Source organism: Pseudomonadota bacterium (genome assembly GCA_038533575.1).
Lineage (GTDB): Bacteria > Pseudomonadota > Alphaproteobacteria > Rhodobacterales > Rhodobacteraceae > Shimia_B.
Genome location: JBCAYL010000001.1, coordinates 1,563,042 through 1,575,784, shown reverse-complemented (window position 1 = coordinate 1,575,784; position 12,743 = coordinate 1,563,042). Strand labels below are relative to the sequence as shown.

The following is a 12,743-nucleotide window of genomic DNA, read 5'->3' as shown; positions in this document are numbered from 1 at the left end:
CTCACTTTCTAGGCCAGGGCTTGCCATGACGGCGTCCTTCTTGGAATTCCTTGGTCAGCCGCGCGCGGTCATACCTCGTCTCTAGCCAGGTCTTGATGTCCATCGGCTCCTCTTCGAGCGTCTCTTCATACTGGTCCAGCAGGACATCAAGGACGCCGGTGAGCGTGCTCTTGAGGTGAACATAGCGCCAGGAGAGCTGCTTGCGCGCTTCTGAAAGCGGCCGCCCGATGGAGAGCAGATAGAGCGCGGAGGCAAGGCCCGCCCGGTCCGCGCCCGATTTGCAGTGCATGAGCCACGGGCCTTCGATCTCCTCGAAGGTCTTAAGGAGCGCGAGGAGGGCGCTTGCGCGATCTGCTTTGCGCGCATGGATGCCGAGGATGTGGAGCTTGATGCCGTGTCGCGCGGCGGCCTCCTGCTCCAACTGAAAGTGGGCCTTCTCACCGCTGCCACGCAGGATAAGGACGCTCTTGATCCCCATGCGGGCGTATTGCGCCATCCGCTGCGGCCCGGGCTGGTTCGAGCGCCACACGCCCGGCGCGATTTCCTCGAGGTTGGTCCACCAGATCCGGAGAAAGCCGTGGTCGAACAGATTGTAGCAGACGTAAGCCCACACGCGCCCTAGCCGCGTCGAGAGGGTCTCGGGCGTGATGCGGGCCAAGCCCTTTATGCTCTGTCGGAGGGAGGTCATGTCGGTCTGCTCGGGTGCCCATGATTTGGGCTGTGCCACCTCTAGGCGCAAGGCCCGGGCCAAGCAAGGTTTGACGGGGCGTGGGCCTCGGCATACCTCGCAAGCATGAACAATCAAACGCGTGCCATTCGACAGTCTCTCGCGGCAGGTCGCCCCATGCTGGCGATCCCAGGGCCTTCCGTGATCCCCGACCGGGTGCTCCAGGCGATGCATCGCCCCGCGCCGAACATCTATGCGGGCCAGCTCGTGGAAATGACGGCGTCCATCATCCCCGATCTCAAGGCCGTGGCGCGATCCACGGGACATGTGGCGATGTACATTGCCAATGGGCACGGGGCTTGGGAGGCGGCGCTCGCGAATACGCTCTCTCCGGGCGACAAGGTCCTCGTGCTGGCAACGGGCTTTTTCGCCCATGGTTGGTCCAACATGGCCGGGTATCTCGGGATCGAGTGCGAGTTCATCGACTTCGGGAAGCGGTCCGCCATGGGCTACACACAGGTCGAAGACGCGCTGCGTGCCGACAAGGACCACCAGATCAAGGCGATCCTGTGTGTTCAGGTGGACACCTCCACCTCCGTGAAGAGCGATATCGGCGCCCTCCGGGCCGCCATGGACGCAGCCGGGCACCCGGCGATGCTCATGGTGGACTGTATCGCCTGCCTCGGCTGCGACGATTTTCGGATGGATGACTGGGGCGTCGATGTCATGGTGGCGGGCTGCCAGAAGGGCCTGATGACCCCGCCGGGCATGGGCTTCGTCTTCTTCTCCGACAAGGCCGATGCGGCGCGCGAGGAGGCCGCCTGCGTCACCCATTACTGGGACTGGCGTCCGCGCGCCAATCCAGGGCAATACTACCAGCTCTTTGACGGGACGGCGCCCACGCACCATCTTTACGGGTTGCGCACAGCGCTCGACATGATCGTTCACGAAGAGGGGCTCGACGCCGTGATCGACCGGCACGCCACGCTGGCGCGCGCCGTCTGGGCGGCATTTGAGGCCTGGGGCGAAGAGGGACCCTTGGAGCTCAACGTCCCCGATCCGTCACACCGCTCCAACGCTGTTACGTCGCTCAGGATCGGCGCCCCGCATGGGACGGCGCTCCGCGAATGGATGGATCAGGTGGCCGGCGTGACGCTCGGCATCGGGCTCGGCATGGCGCCGAGCGACGATCCGGCATGGCACGGCTTCTTCCGCGTCGGGCATATGGGGCATGTGAACGCGCACTCGATCCTGGGCACGCTGGGGTCCATCGAGGCTGGGCTCACCGCGCTGGGCATCCCCCACGGAGAGGGCGGCACACGTGCGGCGGCCTCGGTGATTTCAGGAGCGGCTGCCGGTGAACCGACGATAGGCGACCTCGGCCCCCATGGCTGAGAGGATGACCCAGGCAAACCCGAAGAGACCCGCAATGATCCAGAGCGCGAAGAACGCGATGGGGAGCATGATAGCCAGAAACGCGTTGGTGTAGTTGGGCGCTTCCTTAGGGGTAAAATTCTCGTTGCTCATCTGGCCTCCTGTCGCAACGGTAGCGGCAGATCTGCCCAAGAAAAGCGAAAGTTTCGTTACCGCCTAGCTCGGTGCGCAGGCGCGCAAGAAACGCGCAGCTTTTCAGCCGCTTGCCTCTTCGAGGGCTTCGGGCAAGGCCTTGCTGAAGGCGGCCATGTCCTCCGGGCGCCCGCAGCTCACACGGATGCAGCGGTCGAGCGGTGGCACCATGGGCTTGCGCACGAAGATGCCGCGCTTGAGCAACCCTTCGAGGACGAGCACGGCGAAGGAGCCATCTCGCCCGCAGTCGATGGTGACGAAGTTGGTGGCCGAGGGCAGGGCCGTCAGCTTGTTCTCGCGGGCGATCCGCGTGAGTTCGCTCCGCGAAGCCTGGATGGCGCGCAGAGTCTCGGCGAGGTGCTCCTGGTCGCTCAAAGCCGCGATGGCAGCGGCCTGGCTCACGCGGCTCATGCCGAAGTGATTGCGCACGCGGTCGAACGCGGAAATGAGCGCGGTCGGTCCGATCGCATAGCCCACGCGCGCGCCTGCGAGCCCGTAAGCCTTTGAAAACGTGCGCATCCGGATGACCCGCGCATCCGCCGGGTCGAGCGCAGGGGCAGTGCCCGCAGGGGCTGTGTCGATATAGGCTTCGTCAAGGACGAGGAGCGCGCCCGGGGGTACATGGCTGATCGCGCGAGAGACCACACCCGCGGGGTGCCACGTCCCCATGGGATTGTCCGGGTTGGACCAGTAGATCAGCTTGGCCCTGACCTCGGTTGCCTTGGACAGAAGGGCCGCGGGATCCTCGGCGTCATTGCGGTAGGGGACGCGGACGATCTCCCCACCGAAGCCGGCGACATGGTAGTCGAAGGTCGGGTAGGCACCGGCGGATGTGACGACGCGGTCGCCCGGGCTCACAACGAGGCGCGCCACGAGGCCGAGGAGGCCGTCTATGCCCTCTCCGACGATGATGTGCTTGGCGTCGATTTCATGATGTGCGGCAAGGGCTTGGCGGAGGTCGTTCATCTCCGGATCGCCGTATTTCCATGCCTCTGACGCCGCCTTGGCCATCGCCTCGACTGCCCGCGGCGAGGGGCCGAATACACTCTCGTTGGCCCCGAGCCGGGATTGGAACGCCGCGCCGCGCGCGCGCTCCATGGCCTCCGGACCCACGAACGGGACCGATGCCGGCAGAGATTTTGCGAGCTCTGTCAGTCGCTTATCGGTCATGGCTTATGCCATTTCCTCCAGTCGCTCCACGGCGGCCGACAGCGTGTCCCGCTCTTCCTTGCGGGCGGCGAGATTGGCGCGGGCTTCTTCGACGACGTCGTCAGGGGCGGAGGCAACGAACTTCGGATTGTTCACACGCCCTTCCAAGCCCTTGATTTCCTTGTCGAGTTTGCCAACGCTCTTCGTCAGTCGCGCGCGCTCGGCGTCGACGTCGATGAGATCGGCGACGGGAAGGCCGAGGGTGCATCCGGGCGCGGAGATGACGAGCGCGCCCTTGGGCATTTCGCCAGTGTTTTCAGGGCCTTCGACCCTGGCGAGGCGCTCGATGAGGGGCCATTGCGCGGCGAGCGCGGCGGCCCCGGCTGCGTCCATGTCGACGGCGACGAGGGGGATGCGGGCAGAAGCGGGGACGTTCATCTGGGCCCGCGCGGAGCGGATATTCTCGATAAGCGTGATGACCCAGTTGATCTCCTGATCCGCTGATTTATCAACGATATCAGTGCCATAGGTCGGCCATTCCGTGACCGCGAGCATCCGCTCCCGGGGCGTCTGGGCCCAGAGCTCCTCGGTGATGAAGGGCATGATCGGGTGGAGCAGGATGCAGCATTGCTCCAGTACCCAGGTCATGACCTCGCGGGTCTCCTGCGCGGTTTCCTCGTTTGAAAGCAAGGGCTTGGCAAACTCGACATACCAGTCGCAAACCTTGCCCCAGACGAAGGCGTAGAGCGCGGAGGCGGCGTCGTTGAAGCGGTAGGCGGCGAGGGCCTCGTCGACCGCCTCCCGGACCTTCGCCGTTTCGCCGATAATCCAGCGATTTGTACTGTTTTGTACATTCGCGGAGCCGGTGTTGAGCGTTTTGTACACGGCCCCGCGGGCCGAGAGCGCGCCGTTCATCTCCGCAAAGCGCGCCGCGTTCCAAAGCTTCGTGCCGAAATTCCGGTAGCCTTTGATGCGCTCCATATCGAGCTTGAGCACCCCGCCGAGGGCCGCCATGGCCGCCGACGAGAAGCGCAGCGCGTCGGCGCCGTATTCATCGACGATGTCGAGCGGGTCCACGACGTTGCCGGTCGACTTCGACATCTTCTTGCCCTTGGCGTCGCGGACAAGGCCGTGGAGGTAGACGTTCTTGAAGGGGATGTCGTCGACGACCGCGAGCTGCATCATCATCATCCGCGCCACCCAGAAGAAGAGGATGTCCTGCCCGGTGATCAGGTCGGTGGTGGGGAAGTAGCGTTTGAGCTCCTCGCTGTCCTCGGGCCAGCCGAGGGTGCCGATGGGCCAGAGGCCGGAGGAGAACCAGGTGTCGAGGACGTCGGGGTCGCGATGAAGGTAAAAGGCCGGGACCCCGTCGTCGGTGTCCCAAATGCCAGTGTGACCCGCCAAGGGTTCTCCTTCCAGTATCTCCACCTTCGTTCCACGGTGCACAGAATGATGAAGATTATGTAGGATTTGTGCCTTTGCGTCTTCGAAGCTTGAAGCACAGACATGATTTGCCATGTCCGAGGTTGGCGACCTCGGCTTTCGTCGAACGTACTTTTGAGCAACTTTTTCGTCTTCGTCGGACCATCCGAGTGGGGGATAGTACCACACCGGGATCTGGTGGCCCCACCAGAGCTGGCGGGAGATGCACCAGGGTTCGATGTTCTCTAACCAATGGTAATAGACCTTCTCTCCGCTCTCGGGGAGGATTTTGACGTCGCCGTTCTTCACTGCGTCGAGGGCGGGGCCGACGATCTTGTCGGTGTCCACGAACCACTGGTCGGTGAGCATGGGCTCGATGACCACCTTCGAGCGGTCGCCGAAGGGCTGCATGATGGGTTTGGACTCCACCAAAGGGATCAACTCGTCCCGGGCTTGACCCGGGACCTCTCCCTCAGCAGGCGGAGGCCCCGGATCGGTGTCCGGGGCGTGGGGTGCTTCGACCATCACCGCGAGGCCCTCAGCGGTGATCTGCTCCACCACCCTCTTGCGCGCCTCGAAGCGGTCGAGCCCGCGCAGATCGTCTGGAACGAGGTTGATCGCGTCGGCCTCGTTTTCCGTGAACGCGGCACCCTTCGCGTGGGCCTGCGCTTTTTCAGCCTCCTCGGCGTAGGGGGCGCCGTCGGCGCGCATGGTGCCGTCGAAGGCCATGAGGCGGTACATCGGGATGCCGCCGCGCTTGGCCACGGCGTAGTCGTTGAAGTCGTGCGCGCCGGTGATCTTCACCGCGCCCGAGCCGAAGTCGGGGTCCGGATAGGGATCTGTGATGATCGGGATCAGGCGGCGGTGCTCTTTCGGACCCACCGGGATTTCACAGTATTTTCCGACGATTGGCGCGTAGCGCTCATCTGACGGGTGAACGGCGACCGCGCCGTCGCCCAGCATCGTCTCGGGCCGCGTCGTGGCGATGGAGATGTAGTCTCGCGTCTCCCGCAGCGTGACGTTGCCGTCGTCATCCTTCTCCACGTACTCGTAGGTCGCGCCGCCCGCCAACGGGTACTTGAAGTGCCACATGTGGCCCGGCGTCTCGATATTCTCGACCTCGAGATCGGAGATCGCCGTCTCGAAATGCGGATCCCAGTTCACCAGACGCTTGCCGCGGTAGATGAGGCCCTGCTCGTACATCTTCACGAAGACCTTGATGACGGCGTCGTGGAAATTGCCCTCGTTTGCTTTTGCTAGCTCGGGGGGCACTCCCGGCGCGCCGGACATCGTGAAGGCCTCGCGCGACCAGTCGCAGGAGGCGCCGAGGCGCTTCAATTGATCGCGGATCGTGCCGCCCGATTGCGTCTTCCACTCCCAGACCTTCTCGAGGAATTTCTCGCGGCCGAGCTCCTTGCGGCCCGGTTGCTGGGTCTCCATGAGCTGGCGTTCCACGACCATCTGCGTGGCGATGCCCGCGTGGTCCGTGCCGGGCTGCCAGAGCGTGTGGAAGCCGCGCATCCGGTGCCAGCGCGTGAGGATGTCCTGCAGCGTGTTGTTGAAGGCGTGACCCATGTGAAGGACGCCGGTGACATTGGGCGGCGGGATCATCACGCAGTAGGCGGAGGTCTCGGCGTTCTCTACGTGCTTTCCGGCGCTGAAGCAGCCCGCCTCTTCCCAGGCGGCATAAAGGCGTGCTTCGGCCTCGGCGGCGTTGAAGGTCTTGTCCATGGCGGCGGGTCCCGGCTCTGGGTTGTGCTGGCGTTGTCTAGCGAAGTGACAGCAGGGCTTAAAGGCGTCAAATGCGGCGCGGGGATGCGTCACCTAAAGGTGTGTCTCCCTTCAGGATTTCGGGGTTATGGTCGGGGCATGACGATGTTGGCCATCCTCCCGGGAGCTGCCCATGGGGCTCCTTGACCGACTGAGCGGGCTTTTCGGGCAGCGCTTCCGGCAGGTGGCCGTGGCGCCGCGCGCGCGCAGCTATCGCAAGCTCGTGGTGATCCTCGACGGGACCATGTCGACCCTCGATCCCGGCTGCGAGACGAATGCGGGGCTCGCGGCCAAGCTGATCCGCGGCCATGGCGGCAATGACGTGGCGCTCTACTACGAGGCCGGGCTGCCATGGGGCGATTGGGGCGATGCGCTGGCCATCGCCACGGGAGACGGGATCAACGGCCAGATCAAGCGCGCCTATGGCTGGCTGGCCTCGCAGTACCGGGCGGGGGACAGGATCTACCTCATCGGCTATTCGCGGGGGGCCTACGCGGCGCGCTCGCTGGCGGGCATCGTGGGCCGCGTGGGGCTTCTGCGCCATGACGCGGCCACGGAGCGGCACCTGCGCGAGGTCTACCGGCTCTATTGTGCACCCAAGCGCGTGGCGGCGGCGGAGGCCTTCGCCGGGCGGCACTGCCATGACCACGTGGAGATCGAGGCGGTGGCCGTCTGGGACACGGTGAAGGCGCTCGGCCTGCGCTTGCCGCTGATCTGGATGATCACCGACCGGCTCCATCATTTCCACGATCACACCCTCGGGCCCCATGTGCGCGCGGGCTATCAGGCGCTGGCGCTCAACGAGACGCGGCGGGCCTTCGCGCCCGTGCTCTGGGCGCGGAAGCCACACTGGCGCGGCCGGCTCGAGCAGGTCTGGTTCCGCGGCACCCATGGCGATGTCGGCGGGCAGCTTCGCGGCTTCCACGCCGCGCGGCCGCTGGCGAACATTCCTTTCGTATGGCTCATGGAGCGGCTGCAGGAGAGCGGGCTGAGCTTCTCGCCCGGCTGGCGGGACGGCTTCCCCCGCGATGCCCATGCGCCCTCCATCGGGGCCTGGAGCGGGTGGCAGAAATTCTTCTGGAACCGCTGGCCGCGGCGCGTGGGGCGCGATCCTTCCGAGCGCGTCCACGAGAGCGTGTCGATCGATGTCCTGCCCATGGTGCCGGGCGAAGAAGGCGGCACGGCCTCCTGATCAGCCGGACATGTCCATGATGAGGCAGGTGGTGGAGCCCGAGGCGTAGAGCTTGCCGTCCGCGACGCCCCGGATCGCGCCGGTGGAGACGCCCGTCGAACGGCCCGCGTGGCTCACCTCGCCCCGCGCCTCGATCTCGATGCCGGTGGGCAGGGCGCGGGTGATGTTAATCTTGTATTCCAGCGTCGTGTAGACCGCGCCTTTCGGCACCGTCGTCATCACGGCGCAGGCCATGCAGCTATCGAGAAGCGTGCCGTACCAGCCCCCGTGGACCCCGCCCATGGGATTGGTATGGGCGAACTCGGCGGTGCCGCGAAAGGCCACCATGCCGGGCTCCACGGCGTGCACGCGGTAATTCATCAGTCCCGAGATCGGCGGCCGGCTGATCTCGCCGCGCAGCATCGCCTCCATGAATTCGAGCCCCGAGAGCGAGAGCAGCGTCTCGCGCGAGGGCAGCTCTTCTGGGCGTGTGGCGACGAACATGGGCGACCTCCCGGCGGTTCGGGCGGACGCTAGGCCGCTCAGGCCACGTCGCGCAAGGGCTCCTGGCGGGGAAGACCCAGCGCGCGGAGGACATCGCGGGTGAGGGTGGGGCGGTTGAGCGTGTAGAAATGAAGCTGCTCCACGCCTTCCTCGACGAGCGCCGAGCAGAGCTCCGCGGCATGGGCCAGCGCCAGGAGATCGCTGCGTCCATCGCGCTCGGCGGTCTCGAAGGCCGCGGCGAGCTCGGCGGGGATCTCGGTGCCGCAGCGCTTGGCGAAGCGCGCCACTGACGCCCAATTGTGGATCGGCAGGATGCCCGGCACGATCGGCGCCGAAATCCCAGCATCGGCGCAGGCATCGCGGAAACGGAGGAAGGTCTCGGCCTCGAAGAAGAACTGCGTCACGGCGGTCTTTGCGCCCGCCTGAAACTTGGCGCGGAGCCATTCGAGATCGGCGCGCGCGCTGCGGCTCTCGGGATGGGGCTCGGGATAGGCGCCCACGTGGACGTCAAAGCCGTCAGCGGCCAGCGCGCCCACGAGCTCCACGGAGGAGGTGAAGCCCTCGGCATGAGGGGCAAACGCCCCGCCGCCCGGGGCATCGCCGCGCAGCGCCACGATGTCGGTCACGCCCGCGGCGCGGTAGCCCTCGGCGATGGCCAGCGTCTCGGCGCGCGAGGCCTCGATGCAGGTGAGATGCGCGGCGACCTGCGCCCCCTGCCGCGAGAGCGCTGTTACCGTCTCGTGCGTGAGCTCCCGCGTGGTGCCGCCGGCGCCGTAGGTCACCGACACATGCCGCGGGCCGAAGGGCAAAAGCGCCTGCGCGGCGTCCCAGAGCCCGAAGGAGGCGGGAATGTCTTTCGGCGGGAAGAACTCGAATGAAACGGCGGGGTACGACATGGGGGCCTCCTGTTTGGACGCCTTGATCTAGTCTTCCTCGCCATTATACAAACTCATGATCCTCACTTAGATGATGAGAATAATTTGCATATCGACCTCAAGCATCTGCGCGCCGTGAAAATGATCCACGAGGCGGGCGGCCTCGCGCGGGCCGCGGACCTGCTCCACATCACGCAGTCCGCGCTCTCCCACCAGATCAAGGGTCTCGAGGACCAGGTGGGCGTGGACCTTTTCGTGCGCCGGACGAAGCCGCTGAAGCTCTCCTCGGCGGGGATGCGGATGCTGCGGCTGGCGGAGAAGGTCTTGCCGGAGATTTCCGCCGTGGAAGACGAATTCCGCGGGCTCCAGGCGGGCAAGACCGGGCGGCTCCATATCGCCATCGAATGCCATGCCTGTTTCGAATGGCTCTTCCCTGTGCTTGAGGCCTTCCGCAAGGCCTGGCCCGACGTGGACGTGGACATCAGGCCCGGCCTCGCCTTCGAGGCGATGCCCGCGCTCGCGCGCGAGGAGGTGGACCTCGTCGTCTCCTCGGACCCCGAGGACCTCGACGGGATCACCTTCGCCCCGCTTTTCGACTACGAGGCCGTGTTCGTGGCCTCGTCGGCCCATCCGCTGGCGGAGAAGGCCTTTGTGGAGGCGGAGGATTTCCGGGACGAACAGCTCATCACGTACCCGGTGGAGCGGTCCCGGCTCGATGTCTTCTCCCAGCTCCTGATGCCCGCGAAGGTGGAGCCGCGGGGCATCCGGCAGGTGGAACTCACTGCCGTGATCCTGCTCCTCGTGGCCTCGAACCGCGGGGTCGCCGTGCTGCCGGATTGGGTGGTGCGTGAGGTACGCTACAATTCCGATTACGTGACGCGGCCGCTCACGCGGGACGGGATTACTCGCCGCCTTTACGCGGCGGTCCGCGAGGAGGACGCGACCAAGCCTTTCATGGCGCATCTTCTCAAACTGGCCCGCTCCGAGCCCCTGAAGCTCCAGCGCCGCTAGGGGGCTTGACCCCCGCGCCCCGTTTTCGCACCGTCCGCGAAAAATGGACCCGTGAGGAGCAATCATGTTTTCCGAGTTGAAGTGGATTGCGCTGGCTGCCACGCTTGCGCTCGCCGGCGCCCATGCACCGCAGAAGGTTGCGGCGCAGCAATGGGCGCAGGAGCGCATGAACTGGAAGGTGAGCTGCAGCGTCGATCGCGGGGCCTATCGCAAGTCGGGCGATACGCATCTTTTCACGCCGAGCGCCAACAGGTGCACTGGTGGTACCTACCAGCAACGCACGGAGCTGACGGGCAAGACGATCCGGGTGAACCGGCCCGCGACCTACCTTTTCGAGACCAACATCTCCATCCAAAGCGACGTTGCGCTGCGCAATCAGGACACCGGGCTCTTCGCGGTCTTCCAGGTTCATTCAGACCAGTCCCGTGACGGCTGCGCGCCGCCGATGAGCCTGATCTGGAACGGGCGCAACCAGCTCGAGATCTTCAGCGACTACTCTCGCACCGGCGGGTCGAACTTCTGCGAAGAGAACACCGCGCTCACCCGCGCGCGGCACACCGGGCCCACGTTGCAACGCGGGGGAACGGTGCAGAACCTGCGCGTTCTCCTGGAATTCGACGGGTCGGGCGGGTTCGACATGACCGCGTTCGTCGATGGCAAGCGCGCGATCACGGGAAGTTATACTCCCAACCGCGCCGCGGGATACGTGCCGCTCGAGAGCGTCTACATGAAACACGGCGTCTACTCGCCCGAGCGGTGGCCTTACGAGATGCGCAGCAAGGGCCTAAGAGTGCTGCGCGCGCGCAACTGATCGCGCCTTGCCCCGGCGCGGAGCGGGCGCTAAACGGCGCGCCTGACGCTTTCCCGGAGACGCGACATGCAAGGCTCGGCCAATCTGACCGTCATGATGAACACCGCCCGCAAGGCGGGGCGGTCGCTCGTGAAGGACTTCGCGGAGGTCGAGCAGCTGCAGGTCTCCTCCAAGGGGCCGGGCGACTTCGTGAGCCGCGCCGATATCCGCGCCGAGGAGATCATCCGCGAAGAGCTGACGCGGGCGCGCCCCACCTATGGCTGGCTGGCCGAGGAAAGCGGCGAGACGCCGGGGGAGGATCCCACGCGGCGCTGGATCGTGGACCCACTCGACGGCACGACGAACTACCTCCACGGGCTGCCGCACTGGGCGGTGTCGATCGCGCTCGAGCACAAGGGGCAGATCGTGGCGGGCGTGGTCTATGACCCGGCCAAGGACGAGATGTTTTTCGCCGAAAAGGGCGTGGGTGCCTTCATGAACGACACGCGGCTGCGCGTATCGGGCCGGCGTTCGATGATCGAGGCCGTCTTTGCCACGGGGCTGCCCTTTGGCGGGCGGGGCGATCTGCCCGACACGCTGCAGGACCTCGCGCGGCTCCTGCCCGCGGTGGCGGGTGTACGGCGCTGGGGGACGGCCTCGCTCGATCTCGCTTACGTGGCCGCGGGGCGCTATGACGGCTTCTGGGAACGGCGGCTGAAACCCTGGGACCTCGCGGCGGGGATCATCATCGTCAAGGAGGCGGGCGGCTTCGTGGAGCCGCTCGATCCAGCGGGCGACATCCTCGCCGATGGCGAGATCATCTGCGCCAACGACCCGCTCTTCCCCGGCTTCGCCAAGGTCATCCGCAACTGAGCGGAGCGCCTTCGGCGCGCAGGGTTTTTTCGCGCTCGGGCCGCGCAGGCCTTGGGGCTCTGCCCCAAACCCCGAGGTAAATCGGCACAAAGATGCCTGGGCCCGCGGGCCTGGATCAGCGGCGATGCCACGGGCTCGGGCGCCTGCCGCTCGCGCGCGGGGGCCTTTTGGCCCGGGGCACCTTGGGCACGCCCGGCTGCGCGAAGCGATAGGTGGCGTCGGGATGGGGCGGGTGGCCCTCCGTGCGCTTCCAGTGGCGGCTGCCGCCCATCCTCAGGAAGGCGGGGATGGCGAGGAGGAAGCCTGCCACGAAGCCGCCCGCATGGGCCCAGTAGGCCACGCCTGCGCCGCCCTCATCGGCCACGCCCGCCACGAGCTGGAAGCCGAACCAGAGCCCGAGCATGAGCCAGGCCGGCACCGGGAAGATGCGGATGTAGACGATGAGAAAGAGCAGGATATCCACGCGCGCCCGGGGATAGAGGAGGAGATAGCCCCCCATCACGCCCGCGATCGCGCCCGAGGCCCCCACCACGGGCACGAGGCTCGCCGGGTCCACCGCCACCTGCGCGAGGCCCGCGGCCACGCCCGAGGCGAGGTAGAAGAGCAGGAAGCCCAGATGGCCGAACGCCTTTTCCATGTTGTCGCCGAAGATCCAGAGAAAGAGCATGTTGCCCGCGATGTGCATCCAGCCGCCGTGGAGGAACATCGACGTGAAAAGCGGCCCGAGCCCCTCGCCCGCGAGGAAGGCGCGGGGCACGAGGCCGTATTCCCGGAAGAAGAAAAAGAGGCGCGCCTCGTCGCCGAAGAGCGGCAGGTAGCTCAGGAAGATCGCCAGATTTGCGATCAGAAGCCCGTAGGTGATGTAGGGGATGCGCTCGGAGGGGTTGTGGTCTCGGATTGGGAACATGGGGGATAGGAAGGGGCGCGCGGCGCCCGCGTCAAGGC

At 66.1% G+C, this 12,743-nt stretch carries 12 protein-coding genes; 5 read left to right on the top strand and 7 right to left on the bottom strand.

Translation table 11 applies throughout. The features are described 5' to 3' along the window. Position 1: 1 nt before the first annotated feature. Positions 2-727 (bottom strand): sulfur transferase domain-containing protein, encoded by a 726-nt coding sequence (locus AAFM92_08025; protein ID MEL7300315.1) that lies wholly within the window; start codon positions 725-727, stop codon positions 2-4. Between the two features lie 66 nt (positions 728-793). On the opposite strand from AAFM92_08025, the gene AAFM92_08020 reads away from it, so the two are divergent. Then, entirely contained in the window at positions 794-2,062 is a 1,269-nt protein-coding gene (locus tag AAFM92_08020) for an aminotransferase class V-fold PLP-dependent enzyme (GenBank protein MEL7300314.1), read from the top strand. Here AAFM92_08020 and AAFM92_08015 read toward each other — a convergent pair. The 3 genes from AAFM92_08015 to AAFM92_08005 form a co-directional block, all read right to left on the bottom strand. Next, positions 2,009-2,194, bottom strand: coding sequence for a hypothetical protein (locus AAFM92_08015; protein ID MEL7300313.1), 186 nt, complete (start codon positions 2,192-2,194; stop codon positions 2,009-2,011). The two genes, AAFM92_08020 and AAFM92_08015, sit on opposite strands and share 54 nt — an antisense overlap. Before the next feature lie 102 nt (positions 2,195-2,296). Next, positions 2,297-3,403 (bottom strand): pyridoxal phosphate-dependent aminotransferase, encoded by a 1,107-nt coding sequence (locus tag AAFM92_08010; protein MEL7300312.1) that lies wholly within the window; start codon positions 3,401-3,403, stop codon positions 2,297-2,299. Positions 3,404-3,406: 3 nt separating this feature from the next. Further along, positions 3,407-6,535, bottom strand: a complete 3,129-nt coding sequence (locus AAFM92_08005) for a valine--tRNA ligase (protein MEL7300311.1) — start codon at positions 6,533-6,535, stop codon at positions 3,407-3,409. 172 nt (positions 6,536-6,707) lie between these two features. Between AAFM92_08005 and AAFM92_08000 the strand changes: the two genes are divergently transcribed. Further along, positions 6,708-7,766, top strand: coding sequence for a DUF2235 domain-containing protein (locus AAFM92_08000; GenBank protein ID MEL7300310.1), 1,059 nt, complete (start codon positions 6,708-6,710; stop codon positions 7,764-7,766). On the opposite strand, the gene AAFM92_07995 is transcribed toward AAFM92_08000, so the two are convergent. Continuing rightward, positions 7,767-8,249, bottom strand: a complete 483-nt coding sequence (locus AAFM92_07995) for a PaaI family thioesterase (GenBank protein ID MEL7300309.1) — start codon at positions 8,247-8,249, stop codon at positions 7,767-7,769. A gap of 38 nt (positions 8,250-8,287) precedes the next feature. Further along, entirely contained in the window at positions 8,288-9,145 is an 858-nt protein-coding gene (locus AAFM92_07990; GenBank protein ID MEL7300308.1) for a methylenetetrahydrofolate reductase, read from the bottom strand. 84 nt (positions 9,146-9,229) lie between these two features. On the opposite strand from AAFM92_07990, the gene AAFM92_07985 reads away from it, so the two are divergent. The 3 genes from AAFM92_07985 (at position 9,230) to AAFM92_07975 (ending at position 11,798) form a co-directional block, all read left to right on the top strand. Continuing rightward, entirely contained in the window at positions 9,230-10,135 is a 906-nt protein-coding gene (locus AAFM92_07985) for a LysR family transcriptional regulator (protein MEL7300307.1), read from the top strand. Positions 10,136-10,199: 64 nt separating this feature from the next. Then, on the top strand, positions 10,200-10,946 hold the full coding sequence (locus tag AAFM92_07980; protein ID MEL7300306.1) for a hypothetical protein: 747 nt from the start codon (positions 10,200-10,202) through the stop codon (positions 10,944-10,946). Positions 10,947-11,012: 66 nt separating this feature from the next. After that, positions 11,013-11,798, top strand: a complete 786-nt coding sequence (locus AAFM92_07975) for an inositol monophosphatase family protein (GenBank protein ID MEL7300305.1) — start codon at positions 11,013-11,015, stop codon at positions 11,796-11,798. 115 nt (positions 11,799-11,913) lie between these two features. Here AAFM92_07975 and AAFM92_07970 read toward each other — a convergent pair whose 3' ends face one another. Then, entirely contained in the window at positions 11,914-12,705 is a 792-nt protein-coding gene (locus AAFM92_07970; protein ID MEL7300304.1) for a rhomboid family intramembrane serine protease, read from the bottom strand. Positions 12,706-12,743 lie beyond the last annotated feature (38 nt).

What these genes read in the sequence shown, in the direction of transcription:
- AAFM92_08020 (MEL7300314.1), top strand. Translation starts at nt 794, where the DNA reads ATGAACAATCAAACGCGTGCCATTCGACAGTCTCTCGCGGCAGGTCGC.
- AAFM92_08015 (MEL7300313.1), bottom strand. Translation starts at nt 2,194, where the DNA reads ATGAGCAACGAGAATTTTACCCCTAAGGAAGCGCCCAACTACACCAAC.
- AAFM92_08010 (MEL7300312.1), bottom strand. Translation starts at nt 3,403, where the DNA reads ATGACCGATAAGCGACTGACAGAGCTCGCAAAATCTCTGCCGGCATCG.
- AAFM92_08005 (MEL7300311.1), bottom strand. Translation starts at nt 6,535, where the DNA reads ATGGACAAGACCTTCAACGCCGCCGAGGCCGAAGCACGCCTTTATGCC.
- AAFM92_08000 (MEL7300310.1), top strand. Translation starts at nt 6,708, where the DNA reads ATGGGGCTCCTTGACCGACTGAGCGGGCTTTTCGGGCAGCGCTTCCGG.
- AAFM92_07995 (MEL7300309.1), bottom strand. Translation starts at nt 8,249, where the DNA reads ATGTTCGTCGCCACACGCCCAGAAGAGCTGCCCTCGCGCGAGACGCTG.
- AAFM92_07990 (MEL7300308.1), bottom strand. Translation starts at nt 9,145, where the DNA reads ATGTCGTACCCCGCCGTTTCATTCGAGTTCTTCCCGCCGAAAGACATT.
- AAFM92_07980 (MEL7300306.1), top strand. Translation starts at nt 10,200, where the DNA reads ATGTTTTCCGAGTTGAAGTGGATTGCGCTGGCTGCCACGCTTGCGCTC.
- AAFM92_07975 (MEL7300305.1), top strand. Translation starts at nt 11,013, where the DNA reads ATGCAAGGCTCGGCCAATCTGACCGTCATGATGAACACCGCCCGCAAG.
- AAFM92_07970 (MEL7300304.1), bottom strand. Translation starts at nt 12,705, where the DNA reads ATGTTCCCAATCCGAGACCACAACCCCTCCGAGCGCATCCCCTACATC.